The sequence below is a fragment of the Xanthomonas sp. BRIP62411 genome (assembly GCF_003993525.1).
GTDB lineage: Bacteria > Pseudomonadota > Gammaproteobacteria > Xanthomonadales > Xanthomonadaceae > Xanthomonas > Xanthomonas euroxanthea.
On record NZ_QEZI01000016.1, the window covers coordinates 13,421 to 28,494 of the forward strand.

Annotated in this window: 13 protein-coding genes; 9 read left to right on the forward strand and 4 right to left on the reverse strand. The window is 69.3% G+C overall.

Going from position 1 to position 15,074, the window contains the following annotated elements:
* Nucleotides 1–113 precede the first annotated feature (113 nt).
* The 4 genes from holA (at nt 114) to EO139_RS12975 (ending at nt 3,603) form a co-directional block, all read left to right on the forward strand.
* The gene (gene holA / locus EO139_RS12960) at nt 114–1,142 is read left to right on the forward strand and encodes a DNA polymerase III subunit delta (protein ID WP_126970972.1); all 1,029 of its coding nucleotides are present in this window, start codon (nt 114–116) and stop codon (nt 1,140–1,142) included.
* Between the two features lie 179 nt (nt 1,143–1,321).
* Nucleotides 1,322–2,008: a nicotinate-nucleotide adenylyltransferase gene (gene nadD, locus EO139_RS12965; protein ID WP_241235967.1), complete on the forward strand. Its 687-nt coding sequence runs from the start codon at nt 1,322–1,324 to the stop codon at nt 2,006–2,008.
* A gap of 57 nt (nt 2,009–2,065) precedes the next feature.
* Nucleotides 2,066–2,476: a ribosome silencing factor gene (rsfS, locus tag EO139_RS12970; RefSeq protein WP_024939731.1), complete on the forward strand. Its 411-nt coding sequence runs from the start codon at nt 2,066–2,068 to the stop codon at nt 2,474–2,476.
* 11 nt (nt 2,477–2,487) lie between these two features.
* Complete coding sequence (locus tag EO139_RS12975) at nt 2,488–3,603, forward strand: J domain-containing protein (RefSeq protein ID WP_126970976.1); 1,116 nt, start codon at nt 2,488–2,490, stop codon at nt 3,601–3,603.
* 195 nt (nt 3,604–3,798) lie between these two features.
* On the opposite strand, the gene EO139_RS12980 is transcribed toward EO139_RS12975, so the two are convergent.
* Entirely contained in the window at nt 3,799–5,340 is a 1,542-nt protein-coding gene (locus EO139_RS12980; RefSeq protein ID WP_126970978.1) for an alkaline phosphatase PhoX, read from the reverse strand.
* Between the two features lie 121 nt (nt 5,341–5,461).
* Here EO139_RS12980 and rlmH point away from each other — a divergent pair, with 121 nt between their 5' ends.
* Nucleotides 5,462–5,932, forward strand: coding sequence for a 23S rRNA (pseudouridine(1915)-N(3))-methyltransferase RlmH (gene rlmH / locus EO139_RS12985; RefSeq protein WP_016903756.1), 471 nt, complete (start codon nt 5,462–5,464; stop codon nt 5,930–5,932).
* A gap of 237 nt (nt 5,933–6,169) precedes the next feature.
* On the opposite strand, the gene EO139_RS12990 is transcribed toward rlmH, so the two are convergent.
* Entirely contained in the window at nt 6,170–6,772 is a 603-nt protein-coding gene (locus EO139_RS12990) for a TonB family protein (protein WP_232099337.1), read from the reverse strand.
* Here EO139_RS12990 and EO139_RS21700 point away from each other — a divergent pair.
* Entirely contained in the window at nt 6,666–6,905 is a 240-nt protein-coding gene (locus tag EO139_RS21700; protein ID WP_232099352.1) for a hypothetical protein, read from the forward strand. The two genes, EO139_RS12990 and EO139_RS21700, sit on opposite strands and share 107 nt — an antisense overlap.
* A 237-nt stretch (nt 6,906–7,142) precedes the next feature.
* On the opposite strand, the gene EO139_RS12995 is transcribed toward EO139_RS21700, so the two are convergent.
* Nucleotides 7,143–7,877, reverse strand: coding sequence for an SIMPL domain-containing protein (locus EO139_RS12995; protein ID WP_104581909.1), 735 nt, complete (start codon nt 7,875–7,877; stop codon nt 7,143–7,145).
* A 122-nt stretch (nt 7,878–7,999) separates the two neighbouring features.
* Between EO139_RS12995 and EO139_RS13000 the strand changes: the two genes are divergently transcribed.
* The 3 genes from EO139_RS13000 (at nt 8,000) to EO139_RS13010 (ending at nt 14,176) form a co-directional block, all read left to right on the forward strand.
* Entirely contained in the window at nt 8,000–8,572 is a 573-nt protein-coding gene (locus tag EO139_RS13000; protein WP_115677577.1) for a Maf-like protein, read from the forward strand.
* Nucleotides 8,572–10,071, forward strand: coding sequence for a ribonuclease G (gene rng / locus EO139_RS13005; RefSeq protein WP_104534149.1), 1,500 nt, complete (start codon nt 8,572–8,574; stop codon nt 10,069–10,071). The genes EO139_RS13000 and rng overlap by 1 nt, the downstream gene beginning before the upstream one ends.
* Before the next feature lie 169 nt (nt 10,072–10,240).
* Nucleotides 10,241–14,176 carry a YhdP family protein gene (locus EO139_RS13010; RefSeq protein ID WP_126970980.1) on the forward strand — a complete coding sequence of 1,312 codons (3,936 nt, stop codon included), beginning with the start codon at nt 10,241–10,243 and terminating at the stop codon, nt 14,174–14,176.
* 117 nt (nt 14,177–14,293) lie between these two features.
* Here EO139_RS13010 and EO139_RS13015 read toward each other — a convergent pair whose 3' ends face one another.
* Nucleotides 14,294–15,049 carry a DUF6065 family protein gene (locus EO139_RS13015; protein ID WP_126943667.1) on the reverse strand — a complete coding sequence of 252 codons (756 nt, stop codon included), beginning with the start codon at nt 15,047–15,049 and terminating at the stop codon, nt 14,294–14,296.
* Between the last annotated feature and the right edge of the window lie 25 nt (nt 15,050–15,074).

Sequence of the window (15,074 nt, forward strand, 5' to 3'; positions counted from 1 at the left end):
GCGCATGTCGCGCTTGCCGCGCGCTGACCATGCCGCGACGGCCGCCGCCGACGCGGTCTTGTCGGTAACGGTCCAGTCGCGCGTGTTCTCGTAGTCATGGAACTTCCGTAGTCATGGAACTTCGTCCAGAACAGCTGGCCGGCCAGTCCAACCAACCGTTGCAGCCGGTGTACCTGATCGCCGGCCCGGAAACCTTGCGGGTGCTGGAAGCGGCCGATGCGGTGCGCGCACGGGCGCGTGCCGAAGGCATCAGCGAACGCGAGGTCTTCGATGCCGACGGGCGGGAGTTCGACTGGAACCAGCTGGATGCGACCTTCAACGCGCCCAGCCTGTTCAGTCCGCGCCGGCTGGTGGAAGTGCGCCTGCCCAGCGGCAAGCCGGGCAAGGACGGCGCCGAGGTCATCACCCGCTTCTGCGCCAACCCGCCGCCGGATGTGGTGCTGTTGATCACCGCCAACGACTGGAGCAAGGCGCACCAGGGCAAATGGGCCGATGCGATCGGCCGCATCGGCACCATTTCGGTGGCCTGGGCGATCAAGCCGCACGAGCTGTCGGACTGGATCGAGCGCCGCCTGCGCAGCCACGGCCTGCGTGCGGACGCTGCCGCCGTGCAGCGCCTGAGCGAGCGGGTGGAAGGCAACCTGCTGGCCGCTGCACAGGAAATCGACAAGCTGGTGCTGCTGGCCGATGGCAAGGTGCTGGACCTGGAGGCGATGGAATCGCTGGTCGCCGATGCCGCGCGCTACGACGTGTTCCGCCTGGCCGAAACCACGTTTTCCGGGCAACCGGCCGCAGTGATCCGCATGCTGGCCGGCCTGCGCGCCGAAGGCGAGGCGGTGGCCGCACTGATGCCGATCCTGATCAAGGAACTGCTGCGTACCGCGGCCCTGGCCAAAGTGCAGGCCAACGGCGGCAACCTCGCTGCCGAAATGAAGGCGCAAGGCCTGTGGGAATCTCGCCAGGCGCCGTTCAAGCGCGCGCTGCAGCGGCATCCCGAGCCACGTCGCTGGGAGCGCTTCGTCGCCGAAGCCTCGGGGGTCGACCGCATGGCCAAGGGCCGCGCCGACGGCGACCCCTGGGTCGGCCTGGAACGCCTGCTGGTGGCCGTGGCCGAAGCCCGCGCGGTGAGATTGCTGGTGTGAACGCCGGCGATGCCGCCACCGGAGACCGCGCCTGCGCCAAGGATGCGCCCCCCGTCTGCCCACGCAGCGCAGCCCCCGGCCAGGCCACAGCTGCGGCCACCCCCGGCAGCGCGGCCCACACCTCGCCGCCCACCAACGCCCACCCGGCAGCGCCGAACCCGCGCTCTTCCGATTCCCCAATCCCGATTCCCGACTCCCGGCTCCACCTCTACTACGGCGGCACCTTCGATCCAATCCACCTGGGCCACCTCGCCATCGCCTGCGCCGCGCGCGACGAGCTGGGCGCGCGGGTGCATCTGGTACCGGCCGCCGACCCACCGCACCGCCCCGCGCCCGGCGCCACCGCTGCGCAGCGCGCCCGCATGCTGGAGCTGGCGCTGGCCGACACGCCCGGGCTGGTGCTGGACACCCGCGAACTGCGCCGCGCCGGCCAGGGGGGCGCGCCGTCCTACACCGTCGATACCTTGCGCGAACTACGCGCCGAACTCGGCCCCACCACACCGATCGCCTGGCTGCTCGGTGCCGATGCCTTTGTCGGGCTGAGCAGCTGGCATCACTGGCAGGCCCTGTTCGAACTGGCGCATTTCGTCGTTGCCGAGCGTCCAGGCGCACCGCTGGATCTGGGCCAGGCCCCGCAGCTTGCCCAGGCGGTGCAGGGCAGGTGGACTGCCAGCGCCAGCGAACTGGGCACTGCCCCGGCCGGCCGCCTGTGGCGGTTGCACCAGCCGTTGCGCGGCGAATCGGCCAGCGCGGTGCGCGCGCGCATCGCCGGCGGCGGCAGCGACTGGCAGGCGCTGGTGCCGGCGTCGGTGGCGGCCTTCATCGTGCACGAAGGCCTGTACGGCGATGCGCTGCCGACTCGCTGAACACGCAGCCGGCCGGACCGGCCTATAATTCACGCCAATTCCATCGAGTTACCCGCTTTGACCACCCAAGCCCAAGTCATCAAGACCTCCATCCCGAATCCGCCGCCGTCCGTGCCGGCCCTGCTGGCCACCGTGCGCGAGGCCGTGGAGGAGCTGAAAGCCAAGGACGTGGTCGAGATCGATGTGCGCGGCAAGTCCAGCGTCTGCGATTACATGGTGGTCGCCTCGGGTACCTCGACCCGCCATGTGAAGTCGATCGCCGAAGAAGTGGTCAAGTTCGCCAAGCGGCTGGACGTGATGCCGCTGGGTGTGGAAGGCGAGCGCGAGGCCGAGTGGGTGCTGGTGGACCTGGGCGATGTGGTGGTGCATGTGATGCTGCCGCGCGTGCGTGAGTTCTATGCACTGGAGCGCCTGTGGACAGTGGGCGACCAGCGTCCGGACGACGCGGACGCCGACCCCGAAGAGTGAGTGGGCCGGGCATGCCGCGCAATGCCCGACCCCCGACCGATGCGCCTGCCGCGCAGGCGCTGCAACAGCTGCGCAGCCAGGCCGGGCAACCGTCCGGCGCGCCGCTGTCGCCGGCACGCAAGCGCTTCGACCGCCTGCTGCGCGACCTGGAACGGCATCGCGCCGACCTGCAGGCCTGGCACCTCGCACGTTCGCAATGGCGCGAGCGTTACCACACCCAATTGCAGCCCTTGCTCGACCAGCGCCGCGCGGCCGACATTGCGCTGGTCGAAGCGCTCGACCGCGCGCATGCCACGGTCAAGCTGGGCAAGGCCGATCGCGCCCTCCTGTCCGAGTTGCTGTGCGACATCGCCGCCCCGCTGATCGAGGCCGGCCACGAGGCACTACGCCCGATTTACGATCGCCACAGCGCCGTCGGCTACGACCGGGAAGTGGCCGAATCCGATGCGCTGATGAAGCAGATCCTCGGCCAGGCCTACGGACTGGATGCCGACGAGCTGGATGGTATCGAGTCGCCCGAGGAGCTCTACGAGCGCGTCAGCGAGCGTCTGCAGCAGCAGCGCGCGCAACACCAGCAACGCGGTACGCAGCGGCGCAAGCGTGCCGAGAAGCAGGCGGTGGGGGAGAGTGCTGAGCCGCCGCCGGTGCGCGAGCTGTATCGCAAGCTGGCCGGCAATCTGCATCCGGACCGCGCCAGGGACGCCGACGACCACGCTGCGCGCACCATCCTGATGCAGCGGCTCAACGCCGCCTACAAGGCTGGCGATCTGCTGGGCCTGCTCGAACTGCAGGCCGAGATCGGCCTGATGGACGCACGAGGCGTGGACGCGATGAGCGCCGCGCGCCTGCAGGACTACAACCGCGAACTGGACCGGCAGTGCAGGCAGTTGCAGCAGCAGCTGCAGCAGCAGTCGGACGAGTTTTGCGCCGAATACGGGCTGGAGCTGGCAGCGCGACCCAAGCCCGAGCGACTGGGCCGGTTGATGGCCCAGCTCAAGCGCGAGCTCGAAGGCGACCTGATGGAGGCGCACCGGGGCTTGCGCGAGCTGGAAGATCCGCAATCGCTCAAGCGCTGGTTGAAGCTGCAGCGCGCCATGTCCGACGCGCCCGACGCGCCCTGGTTCTGACCACGGTTCCGGGTCGTGGTCCGGCTGCGCACGCGCCACTGCGGGTGCGTGCGCGTGCTGTGCGCAGCCTCGGTTGGACATGCTGCCAGTCATGCAGGCCAGGCGCCTGCATGCATGGATTCGGCCGGTGACAGGGGCGCTGCCGAACGGCTGATCCGTTCGGCAGCAGGGGCGGGCCGGCGTGCGGGCACGGGCTTACAACGGCCCGCGCTCCCACGGCCCGGTGATCGCCAGCGTGATGCCAGGCGTCTGGATGTTGACGAACAAGGTGCGCGCCAGCGGGTCCCAGCAGGCGCCGCAGAACTCGGTATCGCGGTAATCGCCTTCAGCGATGGTCTTGCCGGCATCGGCGATCTGCTGCGAGGTGAGCTGCACGTTGTTCTTGGCCAGGTAGAACGATTCGCCGCCGCGGGTCAGCCCGAGCAGCCGCGCGCCGGGGCCGTAGTCGTCCGGGCTCTCGCCGCCGTCTTCGCACAGCACCACGCCGCCGCGCGCGCTGACGGTGACGTTGTCCGGGTTGTGCGCGGCCAGCTGATTGCCGCTGACGAACAGTGCACTCAGGCGCTGGGTGAACAGGTCCAGCACCCACACCGCACCATTGCCGTAACCGCGCCGGCCCTGCGCATCCACGCCGGTGCTGGTGTCGACGATGAAGAGTTTGCCGTAGCTGTACCAGATGCCTTCGCCGCGGCTCATACGTAGCGCCCCGTCTGCCCAGGCCTGCGCAAACGGTCCGCTCAGGGTGTCGTTGGCGCCGATGTCCGGGAAGCCGGCCGGCGCCGCAATGCCATCCAGATCGGGCTCGGCAATGTCCACCCATTCCAGCTGGAACTGCTGGCCGATGCTAGCCACGGTGAGGTCGGCGTTGCGACGTCCGCGCACGCGCGCGGCCTGCAGGCGGCCGCCGTTTTCCAGCGAGCCATTCCGCCCACGGCGGTCATTGGGAATGAAGCGATACAGGCCGGCCTTGTTGCGGTCGTCCTCGGTGAGATAGACGATGCCGGTGCGCGGATCGATCGCCACCGCCTCATGGCTGAAGCGGCCCAGTCCGACCAGCGGCCGGCCGGTGGTGCGCTGGCTGTCCGGGTCCACTTCAAACACGTAGCCGTGCTTGCGGCCGGTGCTGGACACCGCGTTGGTCTTGATCTCTTCGCAGCTCAGCCAGGTGCCCCATGGCGTCGGGCCGCCGGCGCAGTTGACCAGCGTGCCGCCCAGGCTCGGCTCCAGGCTGCCCCAGCCGCGGCGGCCGTAACTCAGGGTGGTGGTGCCGCCGCCGGCCAGCTGGGTGCCGCTGACCAGGCCGGTGTCGTACATCGCCGGTGCGCGGAACGGCGTGGTTGCACCGCGTTCGTGGTTGCGGATCAGCACGTATTCCAGGCCGCGCAGCGGATCGCTGCCCGGGCGCCAGTCCGGCCGACGCAGGCCGACCACGGCCATGCCGTCATGGCGGTCGGGGCAGGGCTGCCCATCGTCCATGCGATCGCCGCTCCAGCCGAACGAGCGGTAGCTGAAACCGCGCGGCAACTGCAGCAACGGCAGCCCGGTGCTCTGGTCGGCGACCGGCGCGAGCGGGCCATAGCGGCTGGGCACCGGTGCCAGTTGCAGCGGCGGCGAGGCGCTGTTGGCGGCCTGGGCCTGGCGCGATTGCAGCGCGCTCAAACTGCCAAGCGCACCGGCGGCCATCACGGCAGCGCTGCCCTTGAGCACCTGGCGGCGGGCGGGATCGAAAATCGGCATCGAACGACTCCTGCGGGCTGGGTAGTGCGCCGACGCTAGAAGCCCGCTGTAACCGCACCATGACACCGCTGTGATCGCCCCGGTTCCGATGCCCAAGCTGTGACGCGGATATCATGTGGCCATGAAATGCCGACTTATCGCTACCGGCGAGCGTGCACCGGCCTGGGTGGCGCAGGGCTTTGCCGAATATCAGAAACGTCTCTCGCACTGGATGCCGCTGGAGCTGGTGGAGATCGAACCCGGCCTGCGCGGCAAGGGCCGCGACGCGCAACGCGCGATCGACGACGAAGGCCGCCGCGTGCTTGCCGCGCTGCCGAAGAACGCCTACGTGGTTGCGCTCGACATCCCGGGCCGCCCGCTCAGTTCGGAGCAACTGGCCCAGCGCATGGAGCACTGGCGCGGGCAGGGCCGGGATCTGGCGTTCCTGATCGGCGGCCCCGAAGGTCACGCTGCCGAGGTGCTGAAAACCGCCAGCGAAAGCTGGTCGATCGGCCCGCTGACCCTGCCGCACATGCTGGTGCGCCTGATCGTCGCCGAGCAGCTGTACCGCGCTGCAGCGATGCTGGCCAATCATCCGTATCACCGCGCGTAAGCGGCATGCGCGATGGCGGTAATCCGCGCGTATCCGCTGCGCTTTCGAGATGGGTGTGCGGCAAGTAGCCGGGCGCACCCTGAACCCGATCCGCGAGACCGCACGTCGTCGTGTGCACGCAAGGCGCACTGCAACGATGCGCATGCAATAGCTGAAACCGTGGCCTTGCAGCAGCCGGCTGCGCAACGCCAGACCGTGCGGCGACCGGGCATCCGAGTCGCCGCAGGTAATGACGCATCAGTTCAACGAAAAGCTCACCGGCACCAGGCCATACGCCTGCACGGCCTGGCCGTTCTGCATCGCCGGCTGGAAGCGCCAGCTGCGCAGCACCTGGCTGCGTGCGGCCAGGTCCAGTGCACGATGACCGCTGCTGGTCTGCACGCTCACCTCGGCCGGGCGCCCATCGGTGCCGACCAGCACGCGCAGCAGTACCGTGCCCTGCTGCCCGGCACGCAAGGCCGCCACCGGGTAACTGGGCGCCGGCGAGCTCAGGTAGTGCAGCTGGCCTGCCTCGACCGGGCCGCTGGGTGCGGCAATCGCCGGCGCGCTGTCGGTGACCGCGTCCGTGACTGCAGGTAAGGCGACCGCTGCGTCTTCGACCACGGCCGGCTGACTGATCACCGGGGTCTGCACCGGCACCGGGACCGTGGTCGGCGGTGTGTGCGGCACCTTCGGCGTGAACTCCCGCTTGACCTTGATCACCGGCGGTGGTGGCGTCGCGATGGTGACGGGCATGACCCAGCGTTCCTTCGGTGCGGGCGGCTGCGGAACCGCCCGGTACGAGAGCGGAATCAACAACAACCCGCCGGCCAGCAGATGCAGGGCCACCGCCGTGCTCATCGCCAGGACGCGCGAGCTGTCGATGCCTGTGGATCGGGAAGAAACCTGGGATTGCGTGCGAACCATCATCCACCTCCTCAACGGAACTGCGGAAAGGACCAGCGCGACCCGGACGCACGACACCATCCGGTAGCGTAGGTTTACCGCGCCCTTTGCATGGGCACAAGTGGTTTTGAAGCGCTGGAGGTCGGTTGGATGATTCGCCCGGTTGCCGCGATCCGCACAGATGAGTCGGCGCCGCAGGCTCGTGCGGTTCGAAGGACCGGTGGCATCGCAAGGCCAGGTACCGGAACTTGCGGCGTGCCCCAAAAAAAAAACTGCCCTCGAGGAGGGCAGTCTTGAAATCACACCGAACGCGATCGCGGCTGGATCAACGACCCAGCTCGAAGGTCACGTCCAGGTTGATCGACAAGGTGCTCTCGCCCGGGGCGACCTGGGTGTCCATCTCGGCCTTGGCCGAGCGCATCGAGGCGGCCATCATCATCGGGCGCACGCCGCCGCCGCTGCGGCCTTCGGAGATGCTGACGATGCGGCGCACCTTCAGGCCCAGCGACTTGGCGTAGGTGTCGGCGCGGGCCTGGGCCTTCTTCAGGGCGGCCACGCGCGCTTCGTCATAGGCGGGCTCGGGCTGGTCGACCGAGAAGCTGGGGCCGTTGATGTCGTTGGCGCCCTGGGCGACCAGTGCGTCCAGGACCTTGCCCAGCCGCGAGATGTCGCGGACCTTGAGGCTGACGGTGTTGCTGGCCTGGTAGCCGTTGATCCTGGGCGCCTCGTTCTCCTTGTAGGTGTACTGCGGGCTGAGGTTGATGCCGGTGGTCTGCACGTCCTTGTCGGCGATGCCAGCGGCCTTGATCGCGGCCATGACCTTGCTCATCTGCTCGGCGTTCTGGCGCATGGCGGCGTTGCCGTCGGCGGCCTGGGTGACCACGCCGGCCGACAGCGTGGCGATGTCCGGGATGCGCTTGGCCTCCGCCTCGGCCGACACGTTGAGCAGGGTGCCATCGTTGGGAATGGTGTAGCTCGGAGTGGTCTGGGCGTGGGCGGTCATGGCGGTTCCGGCAGCGATGGACAGGGCCAGCAACAACGGTTTGAGGGTGGTACGCATGAGATCTCCTGGTCTGTAAGGGAAGCGTGTTGCGGGTTCGATGAACGTGTTGTGAGTCGAACGCGACCACTGCCGCCCGGATCGGCAAGCGGGCGAGGAGGAGCAACAGGTATGCTGGACGGATGCTCTATCTCGCCTCCCGGTCGCCGCGCCGACAAGAACTGCTGCAACGCTTGGATGTGCCTTTCCAGACCCTGCAACTGGACGTGCCCGAACTGCGCGCCGCCGACGAATCGCCTGCGCAGTACGTGCAGCGCGTCGCGCTGGACAAGGCGCGTGCCGGCTTGGCGCAGGTGCAGGCCGGCGACCCCGCTGCGATCGTGCTCGGCTCCGATACCGAAGTGGTGCTGGGCGAGCGGGTGTTCGGCAAGCCGGCCGATGCGGACGACGCGATCGCCATGCTGAGCCTGCTGTCCGGGCGTACCCACCAGGTACTCACGGCCGTGGTTCTAGTCTGCGCACAACGCGCGCCGGTGCAGGCCCTGGTGGTGTCGGAGGTGACCTTCGCCACGCTCGATGCCTCACAGATCGCCGCCTATGTGGCGTGCGGCGAGCCGATGGGCAAGGCCGGCGCGTATGCGATTCAAGGCCGCGCCGAACGCTTCATCAGCCATCTGTCCGGCAGCTATTCCGGCGTGATGGGATTGCCGCTGTTTCACACCTCGCAGTTGCTCACAGCCCTCGGAGCGCATTGATGTCGGAAGAGATCCTGGTCAACGTCACCCCGCGCGAAACCCGCGTCGCGGTGATCGAGAACGGCATGCTGCAGGAGCTGCATATCGAGCGCGGCTGGCGCCGGGGCGTGGTCGGCAACATCTACAAGGGCAAGGTGCAGCGGGTGATGCCGGGCATGCAGGCGGCCTTTGTCGAGCTGGGGCTGGAGCGCGCCGCGTTCCTGCATGCCAACGACGTGGTGCGTCCGGCGCCGGCGCCGGCCAGCGTGGTCGATACCGAGGAGACGCCGATCCCGCCACCGCCGGCGGCCTCGGTACCGATCGTGGAGCTGTTGCGCGACGGCCAGGACATCGTGGTGCAGGTGGTCAAGGACCCGATCGGCACCAAGGGCGCGCGGCTGACCACCCAGATCAGCATCCCCTCGCGCTACCTGGTGCTGCTGCCGCAGTCCAAGATCGTCGGGGTGTCGGCGCGGATCGAGGACGAGGCCGAGCGGCTGCGCCTGAAGACCATCGTCAGCGAGGTTTCGGCCCAGCACGGCGGTTTCGGCTACATCATCCGCACCAATGCCGAAGGGCAGCCGGCCGAGGCGCTGGCCGAGGACATCGCCTACCTGTCGCGGGTCTGGAACGTGGTCGAGCGGCGCGGCCGCGAAGCACCGCCGTGCAGCATCATCTACGAAGACCTGAGCTTGCCGTTGCGCGCGGTGCGCGACCTGATCCGCCGCGACGTGGAAAAGGTCAAGGTCGACTCCAACGAGACCTTCGTGCAGCTGCAGGCCTTCGTGGCCAAGTACATGCCGGTGCTGGCCGAGCGGCTGGAGCTGTACACCGGCGACCGGCCGATCTTCGACCTGTACGGGGTCGAGGACGAGATCGGGCGCGCGTTGAACAAGCAGGTACCGCTGAAGTCCGGCGGTTATCTGGTGATCGACCAGACCGAGGCGATGACCACCATCGACGTCAACACCGGTTCGTTCGTCGGCCAGCGCAATCTCGAGGAAACCGTGTTCCGCACCAACCTGGAAGCCGCGCAGGCGGTGGCGCGGCAGCTGCGGCTGCGCAACCTGGGCGGGATCATCATCATCGACTTCATCGACATGGACGATGCCGAGCATCGCCGTCAGGTGCTGCGCACGCTGGAAAAGGCGCTGGCGCGCGATCATGCCAAGACCACCGTGTACGAATTCTCGCCGCTGGGCCTGGTCGAGATGACCCGCAAGCGCACCGTCGAGAGCCTGGAACGGCAGCTGTCGGAAACCTGCGGCCAGTGCAGCGGGCGCGGCACCATCAAGACCGCCGAGACGGTGACCTACGAGATCTTTCGCGAGATCACCCGCGCGGTACGCCAGTTCGATGCCGCGCGGCTGCTGGTGATCGCCTCCTCGAAAGTCGTCGCCCGCATCACAGACGAAGAGTCGGCCGCGGTGGCCGAGCTGGAGGAATTCCTCGGCAAGAGCATCCGCTTCCAGTCCGACGACCAGTATCTGCAGGAGCAGTTCGATGTGGTGCTGCTGTGAGGCCGGGAATGGGGAGTCGGGAATCGGGAATGGGGGTGGAGCGAAAGGCGCTCTGCGGGGTGCCGGTGACATCTTTAGAATGGCGGCGCGCGCGGATGGATGATCGTGCGCGCGGCGCGGTTTGTGCTCCTGCGATTCCCTATTCCCTATTCACCATTCCCCGCCGTTAATGCCCACCCCGCTGCGCCGCCGTCTCCGTCTGTTTCGCCGCTATGCGATCACCGCCACTGCGCTTGCGCTGGTGGCGATCGCGTTGCTGGTGGGTGCGGCCAGCCAGGCGTTGCCGTTGGCCGAGCAGCGGCCGCAGCAGATCGCCGCGTGGCTGAGCCAGCGCGCCGGCCAGCCGATCGGCTTTGATCGCCTGCAGACCGAATGGACCCGGCGCGGTCCGCTGCTGCGGCTGGAAGGCCTGCGGATCGGGCCGCATGGCGAGGTGCGGGTCGGCCAGGCCGAAATCCTGCTGGCGATGTATGCAGGCCTGTTGCCGGGCCACTCGCTGACCGAGGTGCGTCTGCGTGGTCTGGCGCTGACGCTGCAACGTAGCGACGATGGCGTGTGGTCGGTGCAGGGCTTGCCGGCCGGGCGGCGTTCGGACCCGTTGGAAGCGCTGCGTCGCCTCGGCGAGATCCAGGTGGCCGAGGCGCGCCTGCGGGTGGCCGCGCCGTCGATCGGCGTGGACACCACGCTGCCGCGTATCGACCTGCGCCTGCGCGTCAACGGCTCGACCGTGAACGTCGGCAGCCACGCCTGGATCGACCTGCAGCGCGCACCGCTGACCACGGTGATCGCGTTCGACCGCGACAGCGGCGACGGCAGCGCATATGCGCAGGCCGACCCGGCCGATCTGGCCGCCTGGGCGGCGTTGCTGCAGTTCGGCGGCATGCGCGTGGACGGCGGCGGCGGACGCCTGCAGGCCTGGGCGCAGCTGCGCGCGCGCCGCATCAGCGCGGTCACCGTGAATGCGGATCTGCGGCAGCTGCGCTTGTCCGGCGCAGCGTTGCCCGGAGAGTCCGCGCGCCGCACGCTGCTATGGGAGCGGCTGCAGGCGCGCGCACGCTGGCAGACCATCGACGGCGGTTGGCGGCTGGATGCGCCGCTGCTGCGGCTGGGCGCGGCGGCCAGGCCGCAGCGGCTGGACGGGTTGAGCGTTGCCGGCGGGCGGCGTTATGCAGTGGTGGGCAAACAGCTCGATGTTTCCGGCCTGATCGCGGCGGCGGCATTGAGCGAGCAACTGTCGCCTGGCTTGCGGCGCTGGCTGAGCCTGTCCCGACCACAGTTGCGCCTGGCCGATCTGCAGATTGCAGGCGAGCAGGGCGGCGCGGTGCGGGCGCAGGGCCGGATCGAGGAGCTGGGCTTCCTGCCGGTGGGCAGCGCGCCGGGCATCAGTGGCCTGCGTGGCCGGATCGATGGCGACGCGCAGGCGATTGCGCTCGATCCCGCCCCCGATGCCACGCTGCGCTTCGACTGGCCGGCCGGTTTCGGGGTGGTGCACGAGCTGCAGCTGGCCGGCAGCATCGTGGGCTGGCGCGACGGTGCCGGCTGGCAGGTTGCCACGCCGGCGTTGCGCGTACAGGCCAGGGACTACGGCGCCAACGTGCGCGGCGGGCTGTGGTTCCAGAATGATGGCAGCCGCCCGCGCATCCAGCTGGCCACGCAACTGGACGATGTCGCCCTGCCGGTGGCGCGCAAGTTCTGGATCCGCTCCAAGATGAGCAAGGCGGCCATCGACTGGCTGGACACGGCGGTGGCCGGTGGCGTGATCACCGGCGGCACCGGCCTGGTCAGCGGCGATCTGGACGACTGGCCGTTCGACAACAACGATGGCCGTTTCGAGGCGTTCGGGCAGATCCGCGACGGCGTGATCCCGTTCAATCCGGACTGGCCGGCGATGGAGCAGGTGCAGGCCGACCTGCGCTTCCTCGGCAACGGATTTTCCCTGCAGGGCAGGGGCGCGCTGGCCGGTGCGCCGATCGCGCGCCTGGAAGCCGGCATTCCCAGCTTCGCCACGTCCGAACTCTACGTGCGCGCCTCCACCCAAGCCGACGCCGCGCAGCTGTTGGGCATGCTGCGCAAGAGCCCGCTGGAGCAGCGCTACGGCGACACCTTGCGCAATCTCGCGGTGTCCGGCCCGGCCGCGGTGAGCTTCGATTTGCTGCGTCCCCTGCGCACCCACGGCACCCACGGCACCGGCGGCCACCTGCAGGGCACGGTCGCGCTGCAGGGCGCCAAGCTGGCCGATGCGCGCTGGAACCTGGCCTTCGACCAGGTCAGCGGGCATGCCGAGTACCGCGACACCGGCTTTGCCGCCGAGCGCCTGAGCGTGCAGCACCAGGGCCGCAGCGGCGAGTTGTCCCTGCGCGCCGGTGGCTTCGTGCAGGACCCCGCGCAGGCATTCGAGGCGCGCTTCGGCGCCACCCTGGACGCCAAGGAACTGTTTGACCGTGCGCCGCAGATGGAATGGCTGCGTCCCTACGTGCATGGCAGCGCACCGTGGCAGGTGGGCGTGGACGTACCGCTGCCGACCCCCGGCCAAGCGGACCCGCAGGCGTTGCTGACGCTGCGCTCGGAGCTGGTCGGCACCACCCTGGATCTGCCTGCGCCGCTGGACAAGGCGGCCACGCAGCCGCTGGATACGCAGGTCAAGGTGGCCTTGCCGGTGGGCGATGGCGACATCGACGTGGCCTTCGGCAAGCTGGTCGCGCTCAAGGCCAGCAGCCAGGGCAACCAGACCGGCGTGCGCGTGGTGATGGGCACCGACACGGTCAGCGAGCGTCCGCCGGCCAACGGCCTGGTGGTCACCGGCCGTACCGCCTCGCTGGATGCGATCGACTGGATCAGCCTGGCGCGCGGCAGCAGCGCGCCGGACACGCCGCCGCTGCCGGGCCAGCCGGCAACGCCGAAGACGGACGCGGTGCCGCTGCAGCAGGTGGATGTGCAGGCCGACAGGTTGCTGATGATCGGCGGCGTGTTTCCGCAGACGCGCCTGCGCCTGCGGCCGACCCGCGATGCGGTGGCGGTGACCCTGGACGGCCCGTCGCTGGCCGGCCAGCTCAGCGTGCCCAATGCCGATGGCGCCACCGTGCAAGGCAAGCTGAGCACGGTGCACTGGCAGCCGGTGGCCGCACCGCCCGAACCGGCCGTGCCCGAGCCGGGCGACCCGCTGGCCGGTGCGTTGCCGGAGCCGGCCCGCCGTGCGGTGGCCGAATTCGACCCGGTCTCGATCCCGCCCCTGTCGCTGGACATCGACGACCTGCAGGTCGGCAAGATGATCCTGGGCGCGGCCACCCTGCGCAGCAGCCGGCTGACCGACGGCATGCAGGTGGACCAGCTGCAACTGCGCTCCAACGACCAGAACATCGGCCTGACCGGCGCCTGGCGCGGCAAGGGCGATTCCGCCAGCACCCGGCTGTCGGCGCGGGTGGACAGCCGCAATCTCGGCAACCTGCTGCAGAACCTCACCCTGGGCGGCCAGCTGCGCGGCGGCGAAGGCCAGCTGGAACTCAACGCCGGCTGGCAGGGTTCGCCGACCGGGTTTGCGCTCGGTTCGCTGGATGGCAATCTCAAGATCGAGGTGCGTAACGGCCAGCTGCTGGAAGTGGAGCCCGGCGCCGGCCGCGTGCTTGGCCTGCTCAGCGTGGCGCAGCTGCCGCGCCGGCTGATGTTCGACTTCCGCGATTTCTTCTCCAAGGGGCTGGCCTTCAACAAGCTGGAAGGCCAGGTGCGCTTCGGCGAAGGCTTTGCGCGCACCGATGCGATCCGCATCGAAGGCCCGGCCGCCGACATCGCCATCCGTGGGCAGACCGACCTGCGCGCGCAGACCTTCGACCAGACCGTGGACGTGAACCCCAAGGCCGGCAACCTGCTCACCGTGGTGGGCGCGGTGGCCGGTGGCCCGGTCGGTGCGGCGGTGGGCGCGGCTGCCAATGCGGTACTCGGCAAACCGCTGGGCGCGATCGGCGCCAAGACCTATCACGTCACCGGGCCGTGGAAGGATCCGCAGGTGGACGTGGTGGAACGCGACGTGCGCGAGCGTGCGCCCGGCAAGCCGCCTGCAACGGGCGCGCCAACGGCGACACCAGGCACGCCCGGTCGGTCGCCCCGCTGACGGGCGCAATGGCGCGCTGCCGGGTGCGGTGTTGCCGCGCGTGGGCTGTCGGGCCTTGCGGCCAGTCGATCGGATGCAGCGCAGGCCCGCTGAAAAGCCGCGCCAGGTCTCCTGTACTCAGTCGAGCGGACTGTCGCCGTCGCTGTCGGCGCGTACGAACATCGGCAGGCGCAGGCGCGAACGGTGGCCCTGCACCGGCGCCTGATCGGCACCGGCGACGCCACGGAAATAGCCGCGTTGCCATTTCGCGCGCGCGGCGGCCGACTGCGCATCCGGCAGGTCCTGCAGAAATTGCGTGCGGCTGCGCGTCCAGTCGGCATGCTGCTGCGCCAGTTGCGGCGCCTCGGACAGAGGCTTCCACTGCGGTTGCACCTGTTCGATCAGCTGGCGCGGCAGCGGGAACAGATGGCAGAACGGCTCGCCGGCCGCAAAGCGCACCTGCCCGGGCCGGGTGAACTTCCAGTTCATGGTGAAGGTGTACGGGCTCCAGTCGGTTTCGACCAGCCCGCTCAGCGCGCCGATGCCGTCCTTGGGCCGGTTCAACGGCCCGGTGACGAACAGATCCATGCCGGTATCGGTACGAAACAGGCAGGGCACGTGGAAGGTCAGCACGCCGTAGCCGAAGTGGCTGATCGCCGGTGCCGCGGTGCCTGCATCGGCACTGATCCGGATCGCGTCCAGGCCATCGCGGCCGTCCCAGCTGGCCTCGAACCCGGCCTGGCACAGCAGCTCCCAGCCATGCGCATTGGCGATCGCCAGCGGCAGGCAGCGGTAGGCATAGCGCTGGTCGGTGGCGTCCATCCAGTCGCGCTCGTGCGGGGCGGGGCGGATGTCCAGCGTATGGCCATCCAGGACGTGGGCAATGAGCTTCATGCGCGGGCGTCGGCGTGGCGATGGG

Excerpts from the sequence above, each read along its gene's own strand:
- EO139_RS13015 (WP_126943667.1), bottom strand. The coding sequence starts at position 15,049 with ATGAAGCTCATTGCCCACGTCCTGGATGGCCATACGCTGGACATCCGC.
- rng (WP_104534149.1), top strand. The coding sequence starts at position 8,572 with ATGTCGGAAGAGATCCTGGTCAACGTCACCCCGCGCGAAACCCGCGTC.
- EO139_RS12990 (WP_232099337.1), bottom strand. The coding sequence starts at position 6,772 with ATGAGCACGGCGGTGGCCCTGCATCTGCTGGCCGGCGGGTTGTTGTTG.
- EO139_RS13010 (WP_126970980.1), top strand. The coding sequence starts at position 10,241 with ATGCCCACCCCGCTGCGCCGCCGTCTCCGTCTGTTTCGCCGCTATGCG.
- holA (WP_126970972.1), top strand. The coding sequence starts at position 114 with ATGGAACTTCGTCCAGAACAGCTGGCCGGCCAGTCCAACCAACCGTTG.
- EO139_RS12995 (WP_104581909.1), bottom strand. The coding sequence starts at position 7,877 with ATGCGTACCACCCTCAAACCGTTGTTGCTGGCCCTGTCCATCGCTGCC.
- EO139_RS21700 (WP_232099352.1), top strand. The coding sequence starts at position 6,666 with ATGACCCAGCGTTCCTTCGGTGCGGGCGGCTGCGGAACCGCCCGGTAC.
- EO139_RS12980 (WP_126970978.1), bottom strand. The coding sequence starts at position 5,340 with ATGCCGATTTTCGATCCCGCCCGCCGCCAGGTGCTCAAGGGCAGCGCT.
- rlmH (WP_016903756.1), top strand. The coding sequence starts at position 5,462 with ATGAAATGCCGACTTATCGCTACCGGCGAGCGTGCACCGGCCTGGGTG.
- EO139_RS12975 (WP_126970976.1), top strand. The coding sequence starts at position 2,488 with ATGCCGCGCAATGCCCGACCCCCGACCGATGCGCCTGCCGCGCAGGCG.
- EO139_RS13000 (WP_115677577.1), top strand. The coding sequence starts at position 8,000 with ATGCTCTATCTCGCCTCCCGGTCGCCGCGCCGACAAGAACTGCTGCAA.